We start from the raw sequence: 26,079 nt of genomic DNA, 5'->3' as shown, positions 1-26,079 counted from the left end.
ACAGTCAGTCGCGCTTGCGCGGGCCAGTTTGTTCGATGCCATGGCTGCGAAATGTCGTGACAGCAGCCAGCACGATCGCACAGGCGAGCGACGCAGCGACAAATGCTTGCGGACTCAGCCCGGTAAGGACCGATCCGTCGTATACGGCAAGCCCGGCAACCGTGGCGCTCAGCACACCGCTTGCGATCAGAACCATGTCAGCGCCCGTTCCCGGCAACCGCGTCATAATCGACGCTAGCCAGCCGAACACAGCGCCGACGGCGACAAGTAAAATCAAGCCCATTGAATCAAATATCCGGTTTTCGTCTCTGATAACAAAAACCGCCAGCGCCCGATTTGTTCCGCAGTTGCGGGGTCAGCACATCGTCAGCCAAATTAGGCCGGCGACCCCGACGACGATGCGATACCAGGCAAATGGAGCGAACCCGACACGGGTGATGATTTCGACAAACAGCTTCACCACCACCAGAGCCACCACGAAGCCGACGGCCGAGCCGATCCCGATCAATTGGTAATCGTCGGCCGTCAGCGACGCACCGTGCTTGTAAAGCTGATAGACGGTCGCACCGCTCAGCGTCGGAACAGCGAGGAAAAAGCTGAACTCGGCTGCGGTCTTGCGATCGACACCGAATGCCATGGCACCGAGGATCGTCGCGCCTGACCGGCTGACACCGGGGATCATCGCAAGGCATTGGACCAGGCCGATAATGACGGAGGTTCGCAGTGGCACGCCGGCGACACCGGGGCCGGTAGCGGGCGGATTGGCCCAGCGCTCTATTGCGAGGATCGCGATCCCGCCGATGATCAAAGTCCAGCAGACCAGCACCGCGTTGCCCAGCATCATCTCGATTGCATCGCCAAAGGCGAGCCCCAGCAGCACCGCCGGAAAGAACGCCACCAGCAGATTGCGCACGAAATGCAGGGCACCCTTTTCAAGGCCGAACAGCCCTTTCGCCACATCCCAGAACGTGCGCCAGTACAGCACGACGATCGCAAGGATCGCGGCGGGCTGGATGGCAATATTGAAAACCTCCCAATCCTCTTGATCGAAACCGAGCAATTCGGTCGCGAGGATCAGGTGGCCGGTCGAGGAGACCGGAAGAAATTCGGTCAGCCCTTCGACAATGCCGAGGATGATTGCGGTCAGTATCGGATCCATGGCTGCGCCTCATGCCGTCTGAAGCCGCCAAGTCAAATCCTATCAATAACGACCACGAAAAAAGGCGCCCTCCCGGCTAGGGGAGAGCGCCTGTTTCTTGGTCGCGGTTTGCCTTACCAGATCGATACGCGCTCTTCCGGCGGCAGGTAGAGATCATCGTCTGCCGTAACGCCGAACGCTTCATACCATTCATCGATGTTCCGCACGACGCCGTTGGTCCGATACTCTTCCGGGCTATGGCTATCGGTGCGCAGGCGGTTGCGATAATTTTCCTCACGCTGTGCCGAACGCCAGACCTGAGCCCAGGCCATGAAGAAGCGCTGGTCCCCGGTGAGCCCGTCGATCACCTTGTCTTCCTTGCCATCCAGATGGATCTTGTAGGCACGGTAGGCCAGGCTCAGCCCGCCAAGATCGCCAATGTTCTCGCCCAGGGTCAGCCGCCCGTTGACGCAGGTTTCCCCGTCATCGAGCGGGCAATAGGCGTTGTATTGCGCCACCAGCGCATCTCCGCGTTCATCGAAAGCTTCGCGATCGGCATCGGTCCACCAGTTGCGCAGCGCGCCCTCGGCATCGAATTTCGAACCCTGGTCGTCGAAGCCATGACCGATTTCATGGCCGATCACGCCGCCGATTGCGCCGTAATTGACTGCCGGATCCGCCGCCGCGCCGAAGAACGGCTGCTGCAGAATACCTGCCGGGAACACGATCTCGTTCTTCAGCGGGTTGTAATACGCGTTCACTGTCTGCGGGAGCATCCCCCATTCGGTCCGGTCGATCGGGCCGCCAAGGTTCTCCAGCATATCGCGCCACGCCCAATGCGCTGCAGCCATGCGGTTGCCGATAGGGTCGCCGGCCTTCACATTGAGACCTTCATAGGTATCGAGATTGTTGCGATAACCGATTTTCGGATCGAAGCTGTTGAGCTTGGCCATCGCTTGTTCTTTCGAATCATCGCCCATCCAGTCGATTTCTTCGAGCGACTCGGCAAGCGCGAGACGGAGGTTCTTCACCAGCTCGTCCATCGCGGTCTTGCTGGCCGGCGGGAAGTAACGCTCGACGTAGGACTTGCCGAGCAATTCGCCCATCAGCCCTTCGGTCTCGCCTACCGCCCGCTTCCAGCGTTCGCGCTGTTCAGGCGTGCCGCGAAGCGTCTGGCCAAAGAATGCGAAGTCGGCCTGATCGATCTCGCTTGGCAGGACCGACGCATTGTTCTCGAGAAACTCCTTCACCGTCCATGCCTTGAGCGTTTCGATCGGCGTTGTCTGGAGCAATGCGGTCATGCCGGTGAAACCCTTGCCGATCTTCGACATGAATTCATCGTCGAGACCAAGTTCCTTGGCTTTCTCGTCGCTCGGGCGGATGTTGGTGACGATAAAACGATCGGTTTCGCCAAAGCCCGATGCTTCGATCATCGTTTCAATCGGGAAGTCGCCGACCAGTTCACCAAGCTCGGCAGGCGTATAGGCGTTATAGATAAGGTCGAGGTTGCGGCTTGCGGCACGGTCCCATGAAATGGTCCGCGCGATGTCGTCCTCGAAGCCGAATACAGCGGCAGCGGTGGACTCAGGATCATCGTAACCGGCCTTGGTGAAAAGAAACGCGAGATAGTCGCGATACTTCGCCTTGATGTCCTCGCCCTTCTCGCTCTCGTCGAGGTAATAGTCACGGTCGGGGAGGCCGAGGCCGCCGGACGAAAGATAGACCGAATAGCGGCTCGTTTCCTTGGCATCTACATTGACCCCGCCGCCGAGCGGCGAGGCGTAACCGGGTGTCGACCAGAGAGTGACCAGCGCGTCGAGGTTGCCGGCACCTTGTATCCGGTCGAGATATGGCTGTGCCGGAGCAAGGCCGGCCGCGTCGATCGCGTCAGTGTCGAGAAAAGACGAATACACCGCTGCGATGCGCTGCTCGTCATAGCTGAGATCCGACGCGTCTTTCGCCATCAGTTCATCGACCAGGGTCTTGACGTCGGAGGTCGATTTTTCGCGGAGAAGGTTGAAGGCACCGAAGCGGCTGAATTCTGCCGGCAGCGGGTTGGCATCGAGCCATGCCTGATTGACATAACCGAAGAAGTCATCGCCCGGATCGATATCATCGGACAGCAATTCCGGGTCGACGCCCCATTCGCCGAAGCTCATGGTCGGCGTTGCAGGCTCAGCCGCCTCTGCCTCCATGTGATCGTCGGCAAGAGCAGGTGTGGCGATGGCGAGCGCGGCGGCGCTGGCCGTGACCGCAAGCATTGTGCGTAGCATGTTACAAATCTCCCGAAATTTCCGAGCCCGTGGTTAGGGCATCAGTGCGTGACGTTGCAATAGACGGGCCGGGCGCGAAAAGGGCGCATTTGTCGGTGCAAACGGGCGGTTGGTCGAAAAGCGAGGCTGCGCGCGCGATTCTGGGGGCCCGATTTTGCGGGCCCGATTCTGTGAGCGCGATCAGGCCACTTGCGCAGAGGTAAACTGCAGGTTGGCCAGATGGCTGTAGAGCCCGCCCGCTGCCGACAATTGCGCATGCGTGCCTTGCTCCACGATCCGGCCTTCTTCCATTACCACAATGCGGTCTGCTGCCCGGACTGTCGCCAGCCGGTGCGCGATAACCAGAGTCGTGCGATTCTGCATCAGCCGGTCGAGCGCTTCCTGGACCAGACGTTCACTCTCCGCATCCAACGCGCTGGTTGCTTCGTCGAGCAGCAGGATCGGTGCATCGCGCAGCAGAGCGCGGGCAATTGCGACGCGTTGTTGCTGGCCGCCCGAGAGCCGCGTTCCGCTTTCACCGAGATAGGTGTCGAGACCTTGCGGCAACTCGCGGAGGAATTGTTCAGCATTGGCCGCACGGGCGGCATCCCAGATCTGCTCGTCGCTCGCGCCCCAATTCCCATAACGCAGATTGTCGCGAGCATCGGCGCTGAACAGCACGCCTTCCTGAGGGACGAGCGCGATCCGCTGGCGGAGCTCTGCCGGGTCCGCACTCGGCAAAGGAATTCCATCGATCCTGATCGATCCGGCCTGCGGATCGTAAAACCGCTCGACCAGCTGAAATATCGTCGATTTGCCCGCACCTGATGGCCCCACGATGGCCACTGTCTCGCCCGGTTCCACCTCGAGCGTGAAGTCCTTGAGCGCCGCTGTCTCCAGCCGGGTCGGATAGCGAAACGTGACATTGCGAAATGACAGGCTTCCGCGCGGCGGCTGGGGCAGCGATAGCGGCCGATCCGGGACGGAAATTGTCGGCTCTTCTTCCAGCAGCTCGCTCAGGCGGCTCGCGGCCCCAGCCCCGCGCAGAAGATCGCCATACACCTCTGTCAGCGAGCCAAACGCGCCGGCAACCAGCCCCCCGACGAGAACAAAAGCAGCGATCGTGCCGCCGCTGATCTCGCCGGTGGCCACACCATTGGCGCCGCGCCACATCAGAAGGGTGATCGATCCGAAGATCATCAGGATGATCACCGAAGTCATGATCGCACGGATCAGGATGCGTTTCTTGGCAACCACGAATGTGCGTTCGACAGCCCCTTCGAACCGGGTTGCTTCCCGCGCCTCCTGATTGAAGGCCTGAACGATCTTCATCGCGCCAAGCACTTCTGTGACCATGGCGCCGACATCGGCGACGCGGTCCTGGCTGGTGCGCGAGACATTGCGCAGTCGCCGCCCGAAAATCGTGATCGGAATGACGATCGCAGGAATGACCAACGCCAGACCGAGAGTCATTTGCGGGGCGAGCCAGAACAGATACGCGGTACCGCCGATGGCCATGAGAGTGTTTCGCAGCGCAACCGATGCCGTTGTCCCGACGACCTGCTCTATCAGGGTCGTATCGGAGGTCATCCGGCTGGATATTTCCTTCGGGCTGTTCTCTTCGTAGAAGCCCGGGTGCAGGCGAAGCAGGTTCTGCTGCACTTTCAATCGTATATCGGCGACCACACGCTCGCCAATCCAGCTGACGAAATAGAACCTCATCGCTGTCCCCATCGCGAGGACCACTACGATAAGCAAAACTGTCTCGAATGTGTCGGCTATCTGCTCTGCGCTGCCTGCTCCGGCGAAGCCCTTGTCGATGATGTCTTTGAAATAGGCGGGAATAGCCAGTGTTGCTGCAGCGGTGATCAACAGCGATACAAAGGCCAGCGATACATAAACCGGATATTGTGCGGCAGCCTGATAAACCATTCCCAATGGCTTGAGCGAGCGAGACGGCTTCGGCTCGCCATCTGCACGGCGTTTCCGGCGGGAAAGGAATGAACGCCGCGGCTCTGCTGGCGATTCCGCGATTTCGTCCTTCGGTCCATCCATTCACGCCAAGTAGCGATGGCGGGCAGCAAATTCCACTGCTCCCGAGGCCTTTTTCCCGATGCAGGGCAATGATGCGTTGCATATCGGCACTGAACCAGCCATTGTGCAATGCACAAGAGACCCGAGAGAGGTCCGTTACCAATCAGAACGCAGGGGACTTCGGTTTGCTTTATCATGCATATGAATTGCAGCGCTCGTGGATGAACAGCGCCAGCGCATGGGCATCCATCGGCGCTGAAATGCTGTCCAATCCGCGCCTGCCGATGGGCTATATGGGCACGGGCTCGATGATGGCATCGGCGCTGGAGGTGTTCGCCCATGCGGCCGCGCCCTACGGCAAACCGGCGTTCGGCATCGAACATGTCTCGATCGGCGCGAAGCAGTATCCCGTCAGCGAAGCAACCGTGGTCAACAAGCCGTTCGGCGATTTGAAGCGCTTTGCCCGCGAAGGCCTGCCGGCCGATGCGCCGAAACTCCTGATCGTTGCTCCGATGAGCGGCCACTACGCTACATTGCTGCGCGGCACTGTCGCCCGCATGGTCGAAAACTGCGAAGTCTATATTACCGATTGGGCCGATGCGCGGAATGTGCCGTTGCATGAGGGCCACTTCGATCTCGACGATTACATCGATTATCTGATCGAGTTCCTCGAATTCATCGGCCCGGGTGCGAACATGATGGCGGTGTGCCAGCCGTCGGTCCCAGCGCTTGCCGCCACCGCTCTGATGAACCGCGACAAGAACCCGGCATTGCCCCGGACATTGACGATGATGGGCGGCCCGATCGACACGCGCGAAAGCCCGACCACGGTAAATGATCTGGCGATGGAGCGCCCACTCGAATGGTTCCGGCACACTGTCATTGCCACCGTCCCGATGCAGCATCGCGGGGCCGGCCGGCGGGTTTATCCCGGCTTCCTTCAGCTCGCCAGCTTCATGAGCATGAACCTCGGTCAGCACATGATGAGCCATTACGAGATGTTCAAACACCTCAATGTCGGCGACGACGACAGTGCGCAGGCGACCAAGGATTTCTACGACGAATATCGCAGCGTGTGCGACATGACGGCGGAGTTTTACCTCCAGACGGTCGAAGAAGTGTTCCAGAAGCATTCGATTCCGAACGGCACGTTCGAACATCGCGGAACGCGGGTCGATCTGGCTGACATCAAACAAACAGCAATCCTCGCCATCGAAGGCGAGCGTGACGATATTTCAGGCCTTGGTCAGACGAAAGCCGCGCTGAAGCTGGCAACCGGCCTGAGCGCGAGCAAGAAGCGCTATTACATGGCCGAAGGAGCCGGGCACTACGGGATCTTCAACGGCAGCCGCTGGCGCAGCAAAGTGGCTCCGGTGGTCGAGGAATTCATCGCCGAACACGCCAAAGCGAAGCTGAAGGCAGTGGCCTAAACCTCTTCGGTTTTCGGCTTCCCGCCCAGCACCCGTTTGATAATTCGCCGGGCGATCAGCAGCAGCCACACCGTGAGCGCGAGCAGGGCCAGCGCGACGCCGCCTGCGACATAGGGATATTCGTAAGCAACGTAGAGCAAGCCAACCGTCGCCACATCCTCCACCGTCGAAACGGCAAGATTGCTGACCGGCTCCGGACTTGTGTTTACCACGCCGCGGGTCCCAGCCTTGCTAGCATGCGATGCCAGCGCCGCGCTGCCGCCCAGGATGAAAGCGATTACCTGCGTGGCAGGGTCGGACGGGTCGATAATCGCCAATGCAAGCAGCGCGCCGCCAATCGGGCGGACAAAGGTGTGGACCGCATCCCAGATCGAATCGAGCCACATGACCTTGTCGGCAAAAAATTCGCAGACTGCGGCAATGCCGGCAATGCCCATGACCCACGGGTTCTCAAGCGCTCCGAGGCTGGCGAGGTGTTCCGGCACAGGAAGGATTTCCGACCGCATCGCCAAACCGGTCGCAAAAATGCACAGGTAAAGCCGCCAGCCGGCAAGCAGGCTGACGCTACCTGCAATTCCGATGATTTCCATTATTCCCATTGGCTTGCCTCCCCCTCCCGCAAAGGCATGATGCGCGGCATGATGCGCGCTACAGGGATGACAGGCAAGTGCTCAGGACCGGGACCCTAGCTTGCCGCGCCAATGTACTCAGGCCGTTCCGGGCAGACGAAACTGTCCTCTGCAGCTATGTCTGCCATTTCGCGTGCCTTGCTGTTTGCCTCGGGCGTATCGCCTGAAATTTGCGCCACGCGGCATCCTGGCAGCTTTTCCGCTCCGACCGTCTCGACGGCCAGCACAGTTCTGCCCTTTCCTTCCATCGACACATCGCGATAGCGGAAGATCACTGCGAAGGGTTTGCCGTCCTTCAGCCGCCATTCGACAGTTTCGGCGATATCGTTGAACGCGCCGACGGTCTGGAAGTCTTCATCATCGACACCGGCATCGAGATCGAACCGGCCATCGCCTTCCTGCACGAGAAGCGCCGTCTTGCCGAAACCGGGGCATTCATATTCCGCCGAGGAACCCTCTTCGCGCTCTTCGCTCAGCACTTTGCAATTTGCGAGATCGAAATCGGTATAGGTCGAGGCGAAAGCGGGGGCTGCGGTCTGTTCTGCCTGCTCGGCAGTCGGGGCAGGCACGTCGGTTTCCGATGACGCATCCTTCCCGCCGCAAGCCGCCAGAACCAGAGCAGCGCCCGCTGCGATCGAAATGCTTGACGCCTTCATGGGACTTTCTCCTGTTCGCCCAAAACGGAACGGGCGGCACCCGGTTTCCCGAATGCCGCCCGAATTTGCAAGTCCAAGTCTGGATCAGAGAACTTCGAACATCCCGGCTGCGCCCATGCCGCCGCCGACGCACATGGTCACGACGACATACTTCGCGCCGCGACGCTTGCCTTCGATCAGCGCGTGGCCAACGCAGCGCGCGCCGGTCATGCCATAAGGATGACCGATCGAAATCGACCCGCCGTTGACGTTGAGGATATCGTTGTCGATGCCGAGCTTGTCGCGGCAATAGAGCACTTGCACTGCGAACGCTTCGTTGAGTTCCCACAGGCCGACTTCGTCCATCTTTACGCCGGTCTGTTCGAGCAGCTTCGGGATCGCGAAGACCGGGCCAATGCCCATTTCGTCAGGTTCGGTCCCCGCCACCGCCATGCCGACATAACGGCCGAGCGGGCTCAGGCCTTTTTTCTCGGCAAGCTTGGCTTCCATCAGGATCGAAGCCGACGAACCATCGGACAGCTGGCTGGCATTGCCTGCGGTGATCACGGCATCAGGGCCCATGACAGCGTTGAGCGACTGGAGACCCTCGAGCGTGGTCGAAGGGCGGTTGCCTTCATCCTTGGTGAGGGTGACTTCCTGCTGGCTGACTTCGCCGCTAGCCTTGTCTTTCACCATCATGGTGGTGGTGACCGGAACGATCTCGTCGTCGAACTTGCCTGATTCCTGCCCGGCAGCGGTGCGTTGCTGGCTCTGGAGCGCGTATTCATCCTGCGCATCGCGGCTGATGTTGTAGCGCTTGGCCACGGTTTCCGCTGTCTGCAGCATCGGCATGTATACGTTCGGATGCATTTCGATCAGCGAACGGTCCGGCGCGACACGCATTTCCGGCGTCTGCACCATGCTGATGGAATCCTGCCCGCCACCGACGACCACATCCATATTGTCGACGATGATCTGCTTGGCAGCTGTCGAAATGGCCATCAGGCCCGACGAACACTGACGGTCGATCGTCTGGGCTGCGACGGAGACGGGGCAGCCGGCACGCAAAGCGACCTGGCGGGCGATGTTGCCTGCCTGTGTGCCCTGAGTGAGGACTGCACCCCACACCACATCGTCGATCTCACCGGCATCGATACCGGCGCGTTCGATCGCGGGGGCCAGTGAGTATGAGCCGAGCGTGGCGCCAGGCGTGGCGTTGAAAGCGCCCTTGTAAGCGCGCCCGATAGGGGTGCGGGCGGTGGATACGATAACTGCGTCGCGCATGGCGAACTCCTTTGATTGCTATGTCCGGCTTCGTCCTGGGGAGGGGTCCCGGGGAGGGGTCCCGGGGAGGGGAAGGTCGGGATCAGACGAAGAACTGGGTAATCCACTCGCAGATCAGGGCGGGCTTGTCCTCGCCTTCGATCTCGATGGTAATCTCGCAGGTCTGTTGCCACTGGCCGGGGCGCTTCTCGACCATTTCAACCAGTTTCCAGTGGCCGCGGATCCGCTTGCCGCTGCGGACAGGCGAGATGAACCGGGTTTTGTTGCCGCCATAGTTGACGCCCATCTTGACGCCTTCCATCCGCGGCATGTCGGACTTGGCAGACAGGTATGGGATCATCGACAGGGTCAGGAAGCCATGCGCGATGGTGCCGCCGAACGGCGTCATCTTGGCTTTTTCCTCGTCGATATGGATGAACTGGTGATCGCCGGTCGCTTCTGCGAACTGGTTGATGCGCTCCTGGCTCATCTCGGCCCATTCGCTGGTGCCGATCACTTCGCCGGTCTTCGCTGCAATATCCTGCGGGCTCATGCGCCTCTCCTTGTAACCGAGTCTGTTGAACTGGCGGCTACATGGCGCATCGGGGCGTTTAGCGCAACGAAGTTTCCGTAAACGTCAACTTGCCGTTACGGCATGGCGTGCCGGAATCGCGTTCGCTGCCATTCGCTCTGCACGCCTGGCGCGGGCTTCATGCGCAGCGATCCGCTTGCAATAGGTCCACAACCCGCACTGCAAGGCGATAATCATCAGCACGAATGGCTGGTATGCGATGCCCTGGAACAAAGAGCCGACGAGATAGACGATCTGCGCATATTGCAGTGCCGTGGCGAGCGGCGCGATCCATTCGCGCCCTTCGGCCTCGCCATTGCTCTGGCGTTTGCGCCACCGGCGGCGCACCAGCTCCATCTGGATCAGGCCGAGCCCATGCAGCGCCAGCCACATGAACAAGCCCGGCCAGCCTTGCTCACCCAGCATTTCGAACACGGCGGAATGATAGGCCCGGCCGCTATCGGTCACTTCCTCAAATTCGACCGCCGTGGTATTTCCCTGCTGCTCGGTTACCTGCATGTCGTATTCGAACTTGTTTCCGCGATAGGCGTCGAATCCGCCGCCCCACGGGTTGTTCATCGCGTAATCGATCGTCCATTCCCATACCGCGACGCGGGTCGAGGCCGACTGGTCGCCCTGCGGACTGCCGATGGTGGCCATCCGATCATAGTAACTCGATGGGAGGAACGGCAACGCGACCAGAGCCATCGTCGCACCGGCGACAATGAAAGTCAGCCGCCGCTTCACATCGCGCAGGCCGAGCACCAGCAATACCGCAATGCAGATCAAACCGGTGCGTGCTTCCGTCCCGACGGGCATCAGCAGGCAAGCAAAGATCAGCCCGGCTGAAAACAGTTTTACCCGCCAATCGGGTTTGAACACCGTGCCGTATTTGTTGAACCACAGAATGATCGGGATGATGCAGACGGCAACCGTCGAGAGCGTCGAGCTTTCATACAGCCCGCTGTTGTCGTTGACGAAGAACAGTCGCCGCTCATATCCGCCACCGCCCAGCGTAACCTTGATTCCGGCCGATATGATGATCGCCGACACGGTGAGCACCATTGTCAGAAGGACGCTCTCCAGCCGCAATCGGGTGGTCAGCGTCAGAGGCAGGAAAATCGCAAAAACCATCGCCTTCCACACCCACCCCCATTTGTCGGCTGCGAATTCGGGGAAGTCGGCGCGGCCGGTGGTCCAGAATATATAGAGCAGCATTGCCAGCAAAATGCCCTGTCGCAAGGTCACCCGGCTGCCATGCTTGGGATCGGTCAGCAGCCATCCGGCAAAGGCGGCAATGAATGTGACAAGCGAGGATTGCAGGAGCGGCATGAAGGTCCACCCCATTTTCCCCGGCGCCAGAATATCGACATAGATAAAGGCCAGCACCCACACGAACGGGCGGCGGAATCCGACTGCGATAAATCCGATCAGGAACAGGAACAGCGCGAGATCAAGCATCGCCGCCGCTTTCGTTGTCCGCAGAGACGGGCCGCAAACGCTTGGGCTTGTCGTCGAGTTCGTCCTCGTGATCGAGCTCGGGCCTGCCGACCACGCGCAAAACCGCGATCACGATCAGCGTGTGCGCAATACCAAGGGCGAAATAGTCGATCACAGCGGTTGTCGGTGCCTTTCCGGCGATGCCTTTCCGGCGGTTCCAGTCCGCATCCGTTACCAGCCAGCGGTTGACGCGCCGTTAAGGCTATTGTGGCAAGGCTGCGCCACATGACACGTGTGCTCCATATCCTCGACCATTCGCTACCGCTGCACAGCGGCTACACCTTTCGCACCCGCGCGATCCTGACAGCGCAGCAGCAGGCCGGGATGGATGTGCGCGGAATCACCGGCGTGCGCCACGCGAAAGACGGGCCCGCTACCGAGACGATCGACGGCCTCACCTTCCATCGCACCGAAGCCGCAGTCTCCGGGCCGGTCGGCCTGCGCGAATGGCGCGAGATTTCCGCTTTGGCGAATGCGGTCGAAAGGCTGGCACAGGAATGGCGGCCCAATGTACTGCACGCGCACTCGCCCGCATTGTGCGGCGAGGCGGGCCTGGCCGCTTCGCGCAAGCTGGGCATCCCGCTGGTCTACGAGATCCGTGCATTCTGGGAAGACGCAGCGGTCGGCAATGGCACCGGGCACGAAAAGTCGCTCAAATACCGCCTTACCCGTGCGATGGAGAACCACGTCGTCAACAAAGCCGATGCGGTGTTCACGATCTGCGAAGGTCTGCGTGACGATTTGATCGAGCGCGGCTTCGATGGCGGCAAGATCGGACTTTCACCCAACGGGGTCGATCTGGCTCTGTTCGGCGATCCGCCGCCGCGCGCCAACGCGTTGGCGGCCGAACTCGGCATTCGCAGCGGCGAGCCTGTCATTGGTTTCATCGGCAGCTTTTATGACTACGAGGGCCTCGATGATCTGATCGCCGCGCTGCCAATCCTGCGCGAAAGCCAGCCGAATGCGCGACTGCTGCTGATTGGCGGCGGCCCGCGCGAAGAATCGCTCAAGGCGCAGGCAGCTGCCTCGTCAGCCAATGACGCAATAATCTTCACAGGCCGGGTCCCGCATCAAGAAGTCGAACGATATTATTCGCTGATCGATGTGCTGGCCTATCCGCGCAAACAGAGCCGGTTGACCGACCTGGTGACGCCGCTGAAGCCGCTCGAAGCCATGGCTCAGCGGCGGATAGTCGCCGCCTCGGACGTCGGCGGACATCGCGAGTTGATCGAAGACGGCGTTTCCGGTCTGCTCTTTCCTGCTGACGATCCCGCAGCATGCGCCGCCGCGCTTTCCAACCTGATTGCACAGCAAGGAAATTGGGACACCATGCGCGATCGCGCCCGCGCCCACGTCGCCGAACGGCACGACTGGTCGAAGAACATTCATCGTTATCAAAGCGTTTACCATCAATTGCTATCCCGTGCTGCGAATAAGGGGATTCCTGCTGCCGCTTGAGGCTCAGGAGGACGCTGAAAAACGAGAGGCGATTGCCGCAGTGAGCACGAAGAAAGCCAAATCCGGAAAACAGGCGTCGATCAGCGCCCACCCCGCTTTCCCGGCGGTCGTGGCGTCGTGGTTCGCTGCACTCCTCGGGCTTGGCTGCCTGGTGGTGCCGGTCGTCCTGTTCGAGACACTGATCAGTGCTTCGGGCGTGGCGAGTGTCGTGCCCGCAGCCGCACCGCCGCTCGGTCTGACCGCGCGGATGGCCATAGCGCTTGCCGCCGCACTTACCGGAGCGGGGATAGGCCTGTTTCTGGCGCGTAAGGTGGCAGCAGCTTCGGGCGAGACCAAAGGACCGCGCGAGCGCCAGTTCGTCGCCGATGCCGATGCAAAGCTTGCACCCAAGCGCCCGATTTCTGCGCGCGACGAACTTGGCAGCGATAGCCTGGACGAACCGGTGACATCCGACGAGCATGAGCAGGAAAAGCCCGCGCCCGCTGTGTTGCCCGGACGCCGCCGCGCTCTGTCGGTAACCGATGAAAGCGAGCGCAGCGAATATCTCGATGCTGCGCCTCTCCCCGGCGGACACGTGACCTTCGATGAAAAGGCTTTCGGCAATCTCGGCGGTAGTTTCAGTGGCAACGACGACGCAGCGCTCGACCTTGGAGACTTTGCAGCCGAGGACGACAATGAGGAAAATGACCTGGCGGCGCAGGAACTGCTCGAAACCCTGTCTCTACGCAACCTGCAGCATGCTGAGACTTCGCCTCAAGAGCGGCCCTTCGACAGTCCGGGGCAGCCGGAAGCCGTGGTACCAGACAGCATTTCAGCCGGCGATCACGCCTCCAGCCCACACCGCCCGTTTGATGCCGCGTCCGGAAGCGGTTCTGCCCAGCCCATATTCGAAGCCAGCCCGCAGGACATCTTGCGAGAGGAACTCACAGCCATGAGCACCACCAGCAACGTCGATGTAACCATGAAACCCGCCGATACCACCGACACAGCATACAATCCGCTGTCCGGTCATGCCGCGCGGGAAGAACAGCTCGCGGCACCGTTCCGCGCACCTGCAGCGCCAACCCAAGCTGCTGCGCCAGTTCAGGCCGAGCCTGCCCCGCAGGATATGGGAATGGTCGAGCTGGTCGAGCGATTTGCGCGCGCATTGCAGCAGTCCGGTGCGCCAGTACCCTCTGCCATGCCGCAAATCGCTGCCGCACAACCTGCTGCTATCGGCAATGAGCCGGAGCCTGCCGCGACGGAAACTGCGCCTGCGCAGACAGGGGCGCCCGCACCTGCCGCGCCCGCCGCGCTCGCCGCACCTGCAATGCCAGCATTTGCCGTACCTGCACCGACACCTGCCCCAGGAGTGGCAACGACGTTCGCTTCCGGTCCGGGCCAAGCAGCTGAAATCCAGACGCCTTCGCCCGCCCCTCTTTCCGCGCCTTTCTCCGCACCGGAGGCACCTGAGGAGGCGCCGCAACCTATGGTCTTTCGCCGACAGACTGCCGCGGAGGTGCCCGCCCCGTTTGCAGCGCCGCCTGTCGAAGGCGCCGCAGTCTCATCGAGTTTCGCCGAAGCCGAAACGAATGCCATCCCGCAGGCGCTTCAGCCGCTTGCTTTCAACGAACCCGAAGCCGATGTGGAAGATGAGAGCGAACCGCTCAATCTGGCTTTCCCCAGCCGCCCGGCATCGCCTGCTCCCGGAACATTCCAGGCGCCTGAAATGGCACCTCCAGGCGCAGATGACGACGATGATGACAGCGAAGCCTATTCTTCGCTTCTCAGCATGAAAGGCCGTTTCGGCCAGCAGCAATCCTTCGTTCGCATTGATGATGACGAGCCGGCTGCAGCCGGGCAACCGGTCGTGGTTTTCCCGGGACAGGAAAACCGCCGCGCAGAACCCGCCAGCGACGGTCCGACACGCGATCCATTGGCCGCTCCGGCAGCAACGCCGCAAGCACCGGCAGCGATGCGACCCTTCGATGGCCCCGCTCAGGCCCCGGTCGCGGGCGCGGTTCCTGCGGAACGGGCCAACGCCGGAGAGACCGAGAAGGCGCTGCGCGACGCATTGGAGAAGCTCCAGCGGATGTCCGGCACGGGCTAAGCCGCGACGCCACAAGAAGTCACAAAGGCCCGCCCGGTCCGCCGCGGCGGGCCTTGCTGCATCCGGGCATGGAGCCCGCCGCCCGAGTGCTTAATCCAGCTTACGGCGTGCATACGATATCTTGCCTCTTCGCAGTTGCAATAATCACATCCTGTCGTCATGAACGCCGCTTACGACAGTTTTACTGCGCGTTGCGGCACGATTCGCCGCCATTCGTTGCCTGAGCGACCCAACCGGGGCGTTCGGAAGGCTGAGACAATGGGGTTTGTGAATGGGTAATGTGACACCCGAAGGCTTGGACAGACAGGGCCTGTATGATCCGCGAAACGAGCATGATGCCTGCGGCGTCGGCATGGTCGCGAATATCAAAGGTGCGAAATCCCATTCCATCATTCGCCAGGGTCTGGAAATCCTTGCCAATCTCGATCACCGCGGCGCGGTCGGGGCTGATCCGCTCTTGGGTGATGGCGCGGGCATCCTGCTGCAGGTGCCGGATCGTCTGATCCGCAGATGGGCCGACGCCGAAGGCCATGACTTGCCGCAACAGGGACACTACGCAGTCGCGCAGTGTTTCCTGCCGCAGGACGCCGAAGCCCGTGCGTTCGTGATCGAGCAGCTTGAGAAATTTGCCGCCAAGGAAGGCCAGCGCGTGCTTGGCTGGCGCGATGTGCCGACCACGCTTGACGGGCTCGGCAAGGCGGTGATCGAAAGCATGCCGGTGTTACGCCAGTGCATCGTCGCGCGGGGCGAAAACTGCGCCGACCAGGACGCCTTCGAGCGCAAGCTGATCGTGATCCGCAAGCAGACACTCAACCCGCTCGCCCGCTTGGCAGAAAAGCACGGGCTGCCCGGCTTGGTGAAGACCTATATCCCGAGCTTCTCCAGCCGAACCATAGTATACAAGGGCTTGCTCCTCGCGAACCAGGTCGGTTCGTTCTACGATGATTTGCGCGACGAGGATTGCCAGTCCGCTCTCAGCCTGGTGCATCAGCGATTTTCGACCAACACCTTCCCCAGCTGGCGGCTGGCCCACCCCTATCGCTTCATGGCGCACAACGGGGAAATCAACACGGTTCGCGGCAATGTGAACTGGATGAACGCTCGCCGCCGGACCATGGAAAGCGAGCTACTCGGTGCCGATCTCGACAAGATGTGGCCGCTGATCCCGCATGGCCAGTCGGACACCGCCTGCCTCGACAACGCACTCGAACTGTTGCTCGCGGGCGGCTTCAGCCTCAGCCATGCAATGATGATGTTGATGCCCGAAGCATGGGCGAAAGATCCGCTGATCGACCCCGCACGGCGCGCGTTCTACGAATATCATGCTGCACTTATGGAGCCGTGGGACGGGCCCGCTGCCGTGTGCTTCACCGACGGCCGCCAGATCGGCGCCTGTCTTGATCGCAACGGCCTCAGGCCCGCGCGCTATTGCGTGACGAAGGACGATCTCGTCTGCCTCTCGTCCGAGAGCGGCGTGCTGCCGTTCGCCGAGGAAGACATCACCCGCAAATGGCGTCTGCAGCCGGGCAAGATGCTGCTGATCGACCTTGATGAAGGCCGCATCGTCGAGGACGCGGAGCTGAAGCAGGATCTGGCCGACGCGCACCCGTATGAAAAGTGGCTCGAGCAGACCCAGTACAAACTCGAAGATCTGGATACGATCGAGCCCGAGCTGTCCGAAGTACCGGACCAAGCCGGCAGCCAGCAAGCCAGCAGTCTTTTGCAGCGCCAGCAAGCGTTTGGTTACACGCAGGAGGACATTTCGCGCTTCCTCGAACCGATGGCGCAAGCGGGTGATGATCCGATTGGATCGATGGGCACCGATACGCCGATCGCGGTACTCTCTGCCAAGAGCCGCCTGCTCTACGATTATTTCAAACAGAACTTCGCGCAGGTCACCAACCCGCCGATCGATCCGATCCGCGAAGAGCTGGTGATGAGCCTGCTGTCGATTATCGGCCCGCGCCCGAATCTGCTGGGCCGAGAGGCTGGTACGCACAAACGCCTGGAAGTCAGCCAGCCAATTCTGACCAACACCGACCTGGCCAAGATCCGCTCGGTCGAAGCCGCGCTCGACGGGGCGTTCCGCACGGAAACGATCGACACCACATGGGATGCCAGCACCGGCGCAGACGGGCTGGCACTCGCGCTCAAGGAAATGTGCTGGGCGGCAACCGAGGCGGTGCTGCAGGATCACAACATCCTGATCCTGTCCGACCGCGCGCAAGGGCCGGAGCGCATCGCCATTCCCGCTGCACTCGCCACCTCGGCGGTGCATCATCATCTGGTCCGGCAGGGCTTGCGGATGCAGACCGGGCTGGTGATTGAAACCGGCGAAGCGCGCGAAGTGCATCATTTCTGCGTGCTCGCAGGCTACGGCGCGGAAGCGATCAATCCCTACATCGCGCTGGAGACGCTCGAGGATTTGCGCGCGCGCAAATTCCCCGACCTGACTGCACGGGAAGTACAGACCAATTACGTCAAGGCGGTCGGCAAGGGGATCCTCAAGGTCATGTCCAAGATGGGCATTTCGACCTACCAGTCCTATTGCGGCGCGCAGATCTTCGATGCTGTCGGCCTGTCGAGCGAGCTGGTCGATGCCTATTTCAAGGGTACGGCAACCACCATCGAAGGAATCGGCCTGATCGAAGTGGCCGAAGAAGCTGTGAAGCGGCACGCCGTGGCCTATGGCAATGATCCGCTGTACAAAGGCATGCTCGATGTCGGCGGGATATACCAGTATCGCCTGCGCGGCGAAGACCACGCCTGGACGCCGGCCAATGTCGCACATTTGCAGCATGCCGTGCGCGGCAATGATCCGAAGAATTACGAGGAATTCGCGAAGTCGATCAACGAGCAATCCGAACGCTTGCTGACGATCCGCGGTCTGATGGAGCTGACTCCGGCGGACCAGCCTGTCCCGCTCGGCGAAGTCGAACCGGCGGTCGAAATCGTCAAACGGTTCAGCACTGGTGCGATGAGCTTCGGCTCGATCAGCCATGAAGCCCACTCGACTCTGGCAATTGCGATGAACCGCATCGGCGGGCGGTCGAACACCGGCGAAGGCGGCGAAGAGACCGCGCGTTTCCAGCCGCTGCCCAATGGCGACACGATGCGCAGCCGGATCAAGCAAGTGGCTTCCGGGCGGTTTGGCGTCACGACCGAATATCTGGTCAATTCCGACGATATCCAGATCAAGATGGCACAAGGTGCAAAGCCCGGTGAAGGCGGGCAATTGCCCGGACACAAGGTCGACAAGCGCATTGGCGCAGTGCGTCATTCGACGCCCGGGGTAGGCTTGATTTCGCCCCCGCCGCACCACGATATCTATTCCATCGAAGATCTGGCTCAGCTGATCCACGACCTCAAGAACGTGCAGCCAAGTGCGCGCATTTCGGTAAAGCTGGTATCCGAAGTGGGCGTCGGCACGGTTGCCGCCGGCGTGTCCAAATGCAAGGCCGACCATGTCACGATCTCGGGCTATGAAGGCGGCACGGGCGCTTCGCCGCTGACATCGCTGACCCATGCGGGTTCCCCGTGGGAAATCGGACTGGCCGAGACTCAGCAGACGCTGCTGCTCAACGATTTGCGCAGCCGTATCGCAGTGCAGGTCGATGGCGGCCTGCGCACCGGGCGCGATGTGGCAATCGGCGCACTGCTCGGCGCGGACGAATTCGGCTTCGCCACCGCTCCCCTGATTGCGGCAGGCTGCATCATGATGCGCAAGTGCCATTTGAACACCTGTCCGGTCGGCGTCGCGACGCAGGATCCCGTGCTGCGCAAACGTTTCACCGGCACGCCCGAGCACGTGATCAATTACTTCTTCTTCGTGGCGGAAGAACTCCGCCTGATCATGGCGGAGATGGGCTTCCGCACGGTCGAGGAAATGGTCGGCCGGGTCGATCGGATCGACATGCGCCGGGTTGAACGACACTGGAAAGCCGAGGGTGTCGATCTGAAGCGTCTGCTTCACCCGGTGGCGCTCGCGGCTGGCCAAAAGCCCTATCACACCGAGACTCAGGACCATGGCCTCGGCGCCGCTCTCGACAACGAGTTGATCGAAGCCTGCTCGCCGGCAATCCGGACCGGCCAGCCGATCGAGATTTCGCGCGAAATTCGCAATGTGAACCGCACTGTCGGCGCCATGCTGTCAGGCGAGGTCGCACGGGCACATGGCCACGGCGGCCTTTCGCCTGACACGATCCGGATCAATTTCACCGGTGTTGCCGGCCAGAGCTTTGGCGCCTGGCTTGCGCACGGGGTCACCATCAGCCTGACCGGGGATGCCAACGATTATGTCGGCAAGGGTTTGTCGGGCGGCCGGATTATCGTCCGTCAGCCTGACGGTACCGGCCGCGAGCCAACGCAAAACATTATCGTCGGCAACACAGTGCTCTACGGCGCGATTTCTGGCGAAGCTTACTTCAACGGCGTCGCCGGTGAGCGATTTGCGGTGCGCAATTCAGGCGCCGTCGCAGTCGTCGAAGGCACCGGAGACCATGGCTGCGAATATATGACCGGCGGCGTCGTCTGCGTGCTCGGCAAGACGGGCCGCAATTTCGCTGCCGGGATGAGCGGCGGGGTGGCCTATGTCTACGATCCCGACGGAGACTTCGCTCAGCTGTGCAACGGCGCGCAAGTCGAGCTTGGGCCGATCGCGCGCGAGCCGGACGCAGAGGATGGCACGGGCCGGCCAAAACAGCGCCCGGTCAGCGTCAACGACCTCGGCATGGGCGATATGCTGCGCCACGACGCGGAGCGGCTGAAGATCCTCGTCGAGCGGCACAAGCTTCATACCGGCTCCGCCCGGGCGAGCGATTTGCTGGCCAACTGGGACACAGCGCTTGAGAAGTTCGTGAAGGTCATGCCGACCGATTATCGCCGCGCGTTGCAGGCGCTTGAGGCCGAGCGGGACGAAGCCTCCTCGGTGGCAGCAGAATAAGGGTCAGGACATGGGCAAGGAAACAGGCTTCCTCGAACTTGATCGGCGCGATCGGGATTATCTCGATCCGCAGGAACGGCTGACGAATTACAAGGAATTCGCCATCCCGATGAGCGAGGATGCGTTGAAGGCGCAGGCCAGCCGCTGCATGAATTGCGGTATCCCTTACTGCCACAACGGCTGTCCGGTGAACAACATCATCCCGGACTGGAACCACCTGGTCTACGAAGGTGACTGGCGCAATGCGCTCGAAGTGCTGCATTCGACCAACAACTTCCCTGAATTCACCGGCCGGATCTGCCCTGCTCCGTGCGAAGCCAGCTGCACGCTCAACATCAACGACCAGCCGGTGACCATCAAGAGTATCGAATGCGCGATTGTCGATCGCGGTTGGGAAGAAGGCTGGATCAAGCCGCAGGTACCTGAAAAGCAGACCGGAAAGTCAGTTGCCGTGATCGGCTCCGGCCCCGCAGGCCTGGCCGCGGCACAGCAACTGGCGCGCGCAGGTCACGCGGTAACAGTGTTCGAGAAGAGCGACCGGATTGGCGGGCTGCTGCGTTACGGCATTCCCGATTTCAAGATGGAGAAGCATCTGATCAACCGCCGCGCGGTGCAGATGGAAGCTGAAGGTGTAACCTTCAAAACCAGCGCGGAAGTCGGTGTCGAAATCAGTTTCAAGGCATTGCGAGAGAATTTTGACGCGATCGTGCTGGCCGGCGGCGCGGAAGAACCGCGACTGCTCGAAATTCCCGGTGCGGAATTGCCCGGTGTGCGCATGGCCATGGAATTCCTGTCCCAGCAGAACAAGCGGAACGCGGGTGACGACGAAGTGCGCGCCGCGCCGCGTGGTTCGCTGACGGCAACCGGCAAGCATGTGATCGTGATCGGCGGCGGCGACACCGGCAGTGACTGTGTCGGCACCAGCAACCGGCAAGGTGCGGCCAGCGTGACGCAGCTGGAAATCATGCCCAAGCCGCCCGAGCACGAGGACAAGGGGCTGACCTGGCCCGATTGGCCGGTCAAACTGCGCACGTCCTCCAGCCACGAGGAAGGCGCCGATCGCGACTGGTCCGTGCTGACCAAGCGCGTGATCGGCGAAGGCGGCGAAGTGACCGGTCTCGAATGCGTCAGGATCGAATGGGCTGACGGGAAGATTCAAGAGATCGAGGGCAGCGAGTTCATCCTCAAGGCCGACCTGATCCTGCTCGCGATGGGCTTCACCGGCCCCAAGCGGCGCGGCTTGCTCGACCGCGCCGGCGTCGAGCTCGACGGACGCGGCAACGTCGCCGCGAATACCGACGACTATTCTACCAGCGAAGCGGAAGTGTTCGCCTGCGGTGACATGCGCCGCGGGCAGAGCCTGGTCGTATGGGCCATCCGCGAGGGCCGTCAGGCAGCGCGCGCGGTGGACGAAGCATTGATGGGCGTGAGCGACCTGCCGCGCTAGCAATCAGTCAAAGCTCTGGAAAATATCCCGATTTCGGACACGACCGCGCTTGCTTTCAGCGCGTGAAACGAGGATATTCATCAGCAGAGACAGCTCAGGACGTGGCTGGCCGAAAAATTACACTGTGCCAGAACCAACTGGTCGCATTTGGCAAGCAGGAGGGTCAACTGGCCTACGTCTTGAAATCGATTGCACGCTGCATTGCGGGGGCATCCCTGCTCGCAGCGGCTCCCGCATTGGCGCGGCCGCTTGACGATGCAGCGGCGGACAACCTTGCCGAGATTCAGCCTGAGCAGGACGAACAGGTCGGGTCCGGAACGCAGAGTTTGCCTACTGCGCAGTCGGATATTCGCAAGCGGATCGATGCCCTGCCGCAGGCCCCTGCCAAGGCAGCGCCGCCCGATCCGGTTGCGATCAAACTGATCGCGTCGCAATTCGCTGATGTGCCCGTTTCCGGAGACGCCGACAGCACGCTTCGCTACGGAGGCAAGGTCGACCTTTATGTCGATCTGAAAGGCAGCGCATTCGGCCTGGATGACAGCATCAAACTGCACTTCCATCCCGAGTTCAAATATGGCGAAAGCGCCAATGGCACGGTTGGCCTGATCCCTTCCAATACCCAGCTGTTCTATCCCGGCGAGGGCGAGGTGTTCGACCTGTCGATCAATGTCACCAAAACCTGGCAAAGCGGCACAAGCCTGACCGTCGGCAAGGTCAATGTGCTCGATATCGCAACCCAACTGCCGGTTGCAGGCGGGGGCGGCCACGAAGGCTTCCAGAACCTCGCCATGGCTCTGCCGCCCAGCGCCATCGTACCGGGCTCGATCACCGGTGCCCTGCTCAACATACCGACCGAGAAGGCACTGTTTCGGCTGTGGGTTTTCGATCCCGAACTGCAATCGCGCAAGACGGGGTTTGAAAGCCCGTTCGACAAGGGCGTCGGATTTCTCGGCTCTGTCACTTTTCCGGTCAAGATCGATGGCAGGCGCGGGTATTACGCGATCAAGCTTGCCGGATCGACCCGCAGTGAAGTTGCTGCCGAAGCCTTGCCAGCGGCGCTCGTTCCCCCGCCAGGTTCCGCTTTCGGCAACCGCAAGGGAGAGTTCAGTGCGGTACTGGCGTTCGCTCAATTCATCACGGAATATGACGACGCGCCGGGCAAGGGCATCGGAATTTTCGGGCAGGTCTATGTCTCCAATGGCGATCCGACCTTTCTCGATCGCAGCGGGTTTATCGGCATCGCGGGCAATCCGCGCTTTCGCCCGCAAGACAAATTCGGCATCGCCTATTTCCGCTATTCCCTGACAGACAGCCTGATTGACGTTCTGAGCGGCAGGCTCGCGCTGGAGACGGAGGACGGGATCGAAGCGTTCTACACCTATGGCCTGAGCGATCGGTTTCGCCTGACCGCCGATGTGCAAGTGGTCGATAGCGCCGTCAGCGCGCGCGATGTGGGTGTGATCGCAGGCATGCGGCTCACGGCAAGCTTCTAGCGCGTTTGCACCAAGGCTGCGGTGCCGACAATTATTTGGCCCATCGTCATCTTTCTTACTGGTTTCTGCCGCGCTGCTGTACCGCCGCGCGGCGCGCTTCGATTTCTTCGCGAGCAACCTGCGCATTGGCTGCGCCCGACAAGCGCGCTTCGATTGCCATCGCCTCGCCAAAAGAGGCCGCGTAACCTGCATCGATCAGCGCCTTGTACTGCGCGAGGAAATCCCGGTCGATCGTCGTCATGTCGTTCGCCAGCTGGCGGGCCCGCGGCAACAACTCGTCAGGCTCGACGACATGATTGACCAAGCCCCAGTCGCGGGCGGTATGCGCGTCGAGGAAATTGCCGGTGAAGGCGAGTTCCTTCGCCCGGCCGATCCCGATCATGCGCGAGAGTTTTTGCGACAAGCCCCAGCCGGGCACGATCCCGACCCGCGCGTGCGTGTCGGCAAAGCGCGCATTGGTGCTGGCGATGAGCACATCGCACGCCAGCGCGACTTCGAAGCCACCCGTAATCGCAACCCCGTTGATCGCACCGATCACAGGCTTGCGGCAGGTCTCGATGGCTTTCACAGGATTGTCTGCCGGATCGGTTGCGTTGGCCGAACCAAGCGCGCCGTCCTCGCTGCCCAATTCCTTCAGGTCGAGCCCGGCGGTGAATGCCCGCTCGCCCGCACCGGTCAGAATGACAGCCTGCACGCAGTCATCTCCGTCGACCTGTTGCATCACCTCATAGAGCCGGCGGCGCAATTGGCGCGAGATCGCATTCATCGCGGCCGGACGGTTGAGCGTGACCATCGCTATGCCATCCGCGATTTCGAGCAACACTGTATCCGCCATCGTCGTTTCCCTGCAGCTTGCGTCTTGCGGCGGAGACTACCCAGCCCGCACAGGCCGGTCCATCCCGGTCTGGCAGAGCTGGCATCGCGCGGCTATTGCCCCAAGCTTGCGCCGCTCCTGCCACGCCCGTTGGGCTAATCGAAACAATGTAATCATGCCCCGCAGCAATTCCTCCCAAGCCAATCTCGGCCTCGCCGCCAAAGCGCGCAATGCCTGGGGTCTCCTGCGCAACCGCCTGCGGATGGCATCGGGCGATGAAGCGGCGGCGATGCAAATTGCCGAAATTGAGCAGCATGTGGAAACGTTCCGCCACGTGACCGGCAAGGACCCGGCCGAATCGACCGTGCTGGAAATCGGCTTTGGCGCGAGGCCGCGCAGGGCGTTCCTGCTCAGCGGCTATTTCAAGCAGGTCTATGCGATCGACCTTGATGCGCCGGTTCTTTCGCTGCGCGATGCGTTCAGCACATGGCAAAGCAACGGTATTGAACGCGCGGTCAAAAGCGTGGTGCGCCATGCCTTGTTCGATGCGCGCGACTGGCCAAGATTTCACGCCGCTGCACGCCGGCGCCTTGCGGCATATGATCCGGCGAAGGTGCGCTTTGTTGTCGGGCCGGCAGGCGATGCCGGGAGCTGGACGGAAATCCCGCCGGTCGACTTTGTGTTTTCCGCCGACGTCTTCGAACACATCCCGCCGGCCGAACTCGATGCGATGCTTGCCTTGTTACGCAAACGGCTGTCGCGCGAAGGACTGGTGATCACTCTTCCGATGGTGTTCACTGGCATTCTCGGCGGCCATGACCCGGCATGGACCAGATGGACGGTCGCCGCGCGGCCGCCATCGGAGGCGTGGCGACACCTGATCGATCCCGATTTTGCCGCCGACACTTATCTAAACAAGTTGAGCCGGAAGGATTTTGTCGAGGCTTTCACCCGGGCCGGCTTTTCTGTCGAACGGGACGCGGCTGTACTCGGCAGGCTGGGGACAGAGCATCTGACCGAAGCCAAGCTCACGGCCCTGCCGATTACGGACGAGTACGAACTGTTTTCCAATCGGGTGGAATTCCACCTTCGCTAAGAGGGCGTGCCGGAAGCGCAGCCGAGGCACTGGCTCGCGGCAGGATCGTTGACGAGACGCTTTTCAGCGATCTCCTCTCCACAGGTCAGGCAGTACCCCCATTCCTCGCCATCGAGCCGCTTGAGCGCGGCTTTTATCCGGGTGCGTTCGGCCTTGCGGCGGCGCTCCGCAGCGAGTGCCATCGCCTGCTGCTGCATCGCATCCATTCGGCTGAGGCGTCCGACACTGTCCTGTTGCAAAGTCACCGGCGCGCGGGATTCGTCGCTCAAACGGTCTTGTTCGTCGAGCTCGGACAGGCGAGCTTTCAGAGCGGCGCGGGCTTCGGTTTCCCTCATTGCCATTTTCCTACACCGCATGGCGATGCTAACACCAGACCCGATGTCTCCCGGCGGGCGGTCGAGCATGCGGCGCCCCCGGGGGGGGTGCGGTTGCGGGAACAACACTGCCAATATGAAATAAATTATTTAATATCAGTATCTTCGGTAAGATGCGCTAGCTTGACACAGTGTCAACTTCGACAAGCGATTGTCAAGCGGGCGCGCTCCAGTCCACCGGTTCGCGCCCGTTCTGTTCGAGGAAAGTGTTGATCTGGCTGAACGGTTTCGATCCGAAGAACCCGCGATAGGCGGACAATGGGCTCGGATGCGGGCCTTTCAGGACAAGATGCCGCTGCGACTGCGCGATGGCGGGAATGCGCGCGGCCTTGCCCTGTGCATGGCTGCCCCACAGTACGAAAGCGCTCGGCACATCGCGCTGTGCCACGGCTGCGACGCAGGCATCCGTGATTGCGTCCCACCCCTTGCCTGCATGGCTGCCCGCCTTGTGCGCTTCGACCGTCAACGAATTGTTGAGCAGCAGCACGCCCTGGCGCGCCCAATGCTCGAGATTGCCGTGCCCCGGCGGCGCGGCACCAAGATCGCTGGCCAGCTCTTTGTAGATATTCACCAGCGATGGCGGAACTTTTACCCCATCCGGCACGGAGAAACACAATCCGTGCGCCTGCCCGGGACCGTGGTACGGATCCTGCCCGAGGATCACGACCTTCACTCGGTCGAGCGGCGTCAGCTCCAGCGCGCGCAGCCGAGTTCCGCGGGGCGGATAGACTTGCTTGCCGGCATCTTCCTCTGCCTTGATCCAGCCTCCCAGCCGCCGTGCTTCGGGCGTCTGCAGCACCGGCCCGAGCACCCGCTTCCAGCTGTCAGGGATCGTCTCGCTCATGCGGTGACGAATACCGCTTCGCGCTGCACCCCACCAGCACCTCTTCCCTCCCATCCCCAATCAGCCTAAA

General features: G+C 61.4%; 20 protein-coding genes. 7 read left to right on the top strand and 13 right to left on the bottom strand.

The genetic code is table 11. From position 1 onward, the window contains the following. Positions 1-4 precede the first annotated feature (4 nt). The 4 genes from E0502_RS07130 to E0502_RS07115 all read right to left on the bottom strand — a co-directional run bounded on the left by E0502_RS07130 (position 5) and on the right by E0502_RS07115 (position 5,445). A complete protein-coding gene (locus tag E0502_RS07130; protein ID WP_137677205.1) occupies positions 5-283 on the bottom strand; it encodes a hypothetical protein in 279 nt (92 codons plus the stop codon). A gap of 72 nt (positions 284-355) precedes the next feature. After that, the gene (locus E0502_RS07125) at positions 356-1,159 is read right to left on the bottom strand and encodes an undecaprenyl-diphosphate phosphatase (RefSeq protein WP_137677204.1); all 804 of its coding nucleotides are present in this window, start codon (positions 1,157-1,159) and stop codon (positions 356-358) included. 113 nt (positions 1,160-1,272) lie between these two features. Continuing rightward, positions 1,273-3,411 (bottom strand): M13 family metallopeptidase, encoded by a 2,139-nt coding sequence (locus E0502_RS07120; RefSeq protein ID WP_137677203.1) that lies wholly within the window; start codon positions 3,409-3,411, stop codon positions 1,273-1,275. Positions 3,412-3,591: 180 nt separating this feature from the next. Beyond that, positions 3,592-5,445, bottom strand: a complete 1,854-nt coding sequence (locus tag E0502_RS07115) for an ABC transporter transmembrane domain-containing protein (RefSeq protein WP_137677202.1) — start codon at positions 5,443-5,445, stop codon at positions 3,592-3,594. A gap of 164 nt (positions 5,446-5,609) precedes the next feature. Here E0502_RS07115 and E0502_RS07110 point away from each other — a divergent pair, with 164 nt between their 5' ends. Then, positions 5,610-6,854 carry a polyhydroxyalkanoate depolymerase gene (locus E0502_RS07110; RefSeq protein ID WP_137677201.1) on the top strand — a complete coding sequence of 415 codons (1,245 nt, stop codon included), beginning with the start codon at positions 5,610-5,612 and terminating at the stop codon, positions 6,852-6,854. Here the strand turns inward: E0502_RS07110 and E0502_RS07105 are convergent. The 6 genes from E0502_RS07105 to E0502_RS15075 form a co-directional block, all read right to left on the bottom strand. After that, positions 6,851-7,453 carry a DUF4126 domain-containing protein gene (locus tag E0502_RS07105; RefSeq protein WP_137677200.1) on the bottom strand — a complete coding sequence of 201 codons (603 nt, stop codon included), beginning with the start codon at positions 7,451-7,453 and terminating at the stop codon, positions 6,851-6,853. The genes E0502_RS07110 and E0502_RS07105 overlap by 4 nt on opposite strands. Positions 7,454-7,539: 86 nt before the next feature. Then, a complete protein-coding gene (locus E0502_RS07100; RefSeq protein ID WP_137677199.1) occupies positions 7,540-8,139 on the bottom strand; it encodes a hypothetical protein in 600 nt (199 codons plus the stop codon). An 84-nt stretch (positions 8,140-8,223) separates the two neighbouring features. Continuing rightward, complete coding sequence (locus E0502_RS07095) at positions 8,224-9,402, bottom strand: acetyl-CoA C-acyltransferase (RefSeq protein WP_137677198.1); 1,179 nt, start codon at positions 9,400-9,402, stop codon at positions 8,224-8,226. 82 nt (positions 9,403-9,484) lie between these two features. Further along, a complete protein-coding gene (locus E0502_RS07090) occupies positions 9,485-9,934 on the bottom strand; it encodes a MaoC family dehydratase (RefSeq protein WP_137677197.1) in 450 nt (149 codons plus the stop codon). Positions 9,935-10,018: 84 nt separating this feature from the next. Beyond that, positions 10,019-11,413, bottom strand: coding sequence for a DUF5935 domain-containing protein (locus E0502_RS07085; RefSeq protein ID WP_137677196.1), 1,395 nt, complete (start codon positions 11,411-11,413; stop codon positions 10,019-10,021). After that, positions 11,406-11,567: a hypothetical protein gene (locus tag E0502_RS15075; RefSeq protein ID WP_161593721.1), complete on the bottom strand. Its 162-nt coding sequence runs from the start codon at positions 11,565-11,567 to the stop codon at positions 11,406-11,408. The genes E0502_RS07085 and E0502_RS15075 overlap by 8 nt, the downstream gene beginning before the upstream one ends. A gap of 110 nt (positions 11,568-11,677) precedes the next feature. On the opposite strand from E0502_RS15075, the gene E0502_RS07080 reads away from it, so the two are divergent. The 5 genes from E0502_RS07080 (at position 11,678) to E0502_RS07060 (ending at position 22,881) form a co-directional block, all read left to right on the top strand. Further along, positions 11,678-12,910, top strand: coding sequence for a TIGR04063 family PEP-CTERM/XrtA system glycosyltransferase (locus E0502_RS07080; RefSeq protein WP_137677195.1), 1,233 nt, complete (start codon positions 11,678-11,680; stop codon positions 12,908-12,910). 40 nt (positions 12,911-12,950) lie between these two features. Continuing rightward, complete coding sequence (locus E0502_RS07075) at positions 12,951-14,999, top strand: hypothetical protein (protein WP_137677194.1); 2,049 nt, start codon at positions 12,951-12,953, stop codon at positions 14,997-14,999. A gap of 271 nt (positions 15,000-15,270) precedes the next feature. Next, the gene (gltB, locus tag E0502_RS07070) at positions 15,271-19,941 is read left to right on the top strand and encodes a glutamate synthase large subunit (protein ID WP_137677193.1); all 4,671 of its coding nucleotides are present in this window, start codon (positions 15,271-15,273) and stop codon (positions 19,939-19,941) included. Positions 19,942-19,951: 10 nt separating this feature from the next. Next, positions 19,952-21,388 carry a glutamate synthase subunit beta gene (locus E0502_RS07065; RefSeq protein WP_137677192.1) on the top strand — a complete coding sequence of 479 codons (1,437 nt, stop codon included), beginning with the start codon at positions 19,952-19,954 and terminating at the stop codon, positions 21,386-21,388. A gap of 62 nt (positions 21,389-21,450) precedes the next feature. Then, positions 21,451-22,881 carry a carbohydrate porin gene (locus tag E0502_RS07060; RefSeq protein ID WP_240048898.1) on the top strand — a complete coding sequence of 477 codons (1,431 nt, stop codon included), beginning with the start codon at positions 21,451-21,453 and terminating at the stop codon, positions 22,879-22,881. 55 nt (positions 22,882-22,936) lie between these two features. Here the strand turns inward: E0502_RS07060 and E0502_RS07055 are convergent, their stop codons facing one another. Further along, a complete protein-coding gene (locus E0502_RS07055) occupies positions 22,937-23,716 on the bottom strand; it encodes an enoyl-CoA hydratase (protein ID WP_137677190.1) in 780 nt (259 codons plus the stop codon). Between the two features lie 154 nt (positions 23,717-23,870). Between E0502_RS07055 and E0502_RS07050 the strand changes: the two genes are divergently transcribed. After that, complete coding sequence (locus E0502_RS07050; protein ID WP_137677189.1) at positions 23,871-24,791, top strand: class I SAM-dependent methyltransferase; 921 nt, start codon at positions 23,871-23,873, stop codon at positions 24,789-24,791. Here E0502_RS07050 and E0502_RS07045 read toward each other — a convergent pair. Both E0502_RS07045 and ung read right to left on the bottom strand, forming a co-directional pair. Continuing rightward, positions 24,788-25,126, bottom strand: a complete 339-nt coding sequence (locus tag E0502_RS07045) for a TraR/DksA family transcriptional regulator (protein ID WP_137677188.1) — start codon at positions 25,124-25,126, stop codon at positions 24,788-24,790. The genes E0502_RS07050 and E0502_RS07045 overlap by 4 nt on opposite strands. Before the next feature lie 193 nt (positions 25,127-25,319). Continuing rightward, positions 25,320-26,009 carry a uracil-DNA glycosylase gene (ung, locus tag E0502_RS07040; RefSeq protein ID WP_137677187.1) on the bottom strand — a complete coding sequence of 230 codons (690 nt, stop codon included), beginning with the start codon at positions 26,007-26,009 and terminating at the stop codon, positions 25,320-25,322. Positions 26,010-26,079: the final 70 nt, after the last annotated feature.

It is taken from the genome of Parerythrobacter lutipelagi, from assembly GCF_005434975.1.
In the GTDB taxonomy this organism is placed as follows: Bacteria; Pseudomonadota; Alphaproteobacteria; order Sphingomonadales; family Sphingomonadaceae; genus Parerythrobacter_A; species Parerythrobacter_A lutipelagi.
This window is presented reverse-complemented; position numbering and strand designations above follow the sequence as displayed.

What these genes read in the sequence shown, in the direction of transcription:
- ung (WP_137677187.1), bottom strand. Translation starts at nt 26,009, where the DNA reads ATGAGCGAGACGATCCCTGACAGCTGGAAGCGGGTGCTCGGGCCGGTG.
- E0502_RS07115 (WP_137677202.1), bottom strand. Translation starts at nt 5,445, where the DNA reads ATGGATGGACCGAAGGACGAAATCGCGGAATCGCCAGCAGAGCCGCGG.
- E0502_RS07065 (WP_137677192.1), top strand. Translation starts at nt 19,952, where the DNA reads ATGGGCAAGGAAACAGGCTTCCTCGAACTTGATCGGCGCGATCGGGAT.
- E0502_RS07095 (WP_137677198.1), bottom strand. Translation starts at nt 9,402, where the DNA reads ATGCGCGACGCAGTTATCGTATCCACCGCCCGCACCCCTATCGGGCGC.
- E0502_RS07045 (WP_137677188.1), bottom strand. Translation starts at nt 25,126, where the DNA reads ATGAGGGAAACCGAAGCCCGCGCCGCTCTGAAAGCTCGCCTGTCCGAG.
- E0502_RS07080 (WP_137677195.1), top strand. Translation starts at nt 11,678, where the DNA reads ATGACACGTGTGCTCCATATCCTCGACCATTCGCTACCGCTGCACAGC.
- E0502_RS07130 (WP_137677205.1), bottom strand. Translation starts at nt 283, where the DNA reads ATGGGCTTGATTTTACTTGTCGCCGTCGGCGCTGTGTTCGGCTGGCTA.
- E0502_RS07090 (WP_137677197.1), bottom strand. Translation starts at nt 9,934, where the DNA reads ATGAGCCCGCAGGATATTGCAGCGAAGACCGGCGAAGTGATCGGCACC.
- E0502_RS07085 (WP_137677196.1), bottom strand. Translation starts at nt 11,413, where the DNA reads ATGCTTGATCTCGCGCTGTTCCTGTTCCTGATCGGATTTATCGCAGTC.
- E0502_RS07105 (WP_137677200.1), bottom strand. Translation starts at nt 7,453, where the DNA reads ATGGGAATAATGGAAATCATCGGAATTGCAGGTAGCGTCAGCCTGCTT.
- E0502_RS07050 (WP_137677189.1), top strand. Translation starts at nt 23,871, where the DNA reads ATGCCCCGCAGCAATTCCTCCCAAGCCAATCTCGGCCTCGCCGCCAAA.
- gltB (WP_137677193.1), top strand. Translation starts at nt 15,271, where the DNA reads ATGGGTAATGTGACACCCGAAGGCTTGGACAGACAGGGCCTGTATGAT.
- E0502_RS07100 (WP_137677199.1), bottom strand. Translation starts at nt 8,139, where the DNA reads ATGAAGGCGTCAAGCATTTCGATCGCAGCGGGCGCTGCTCTGGTTCTG.
- E0502_RS07120 (WP_137677203.1), bottom strand. Translation starts at nt 3,411, where the DNA reads ATGCTACGCACAATGCTTGCGGTCACGGCCAGCGCCGCCGCGCTCGCC.
- E0502_RS07125 (WP_137677204.1), bottom strand. Translation starts at nt 1,159, where the DNA reads ATGGATCCGATACTGACCGCAATCATCCTCGGCATTGTCGAAGGGCTG.
- E0502_RS07055 (WP_137677190.1), bottom strand. Translation starts at nt 23,716, where the DNA reads ATGGCGGATACAGTGTTGCTCGAAATCGCGGATGGCATAGCGATGGTC.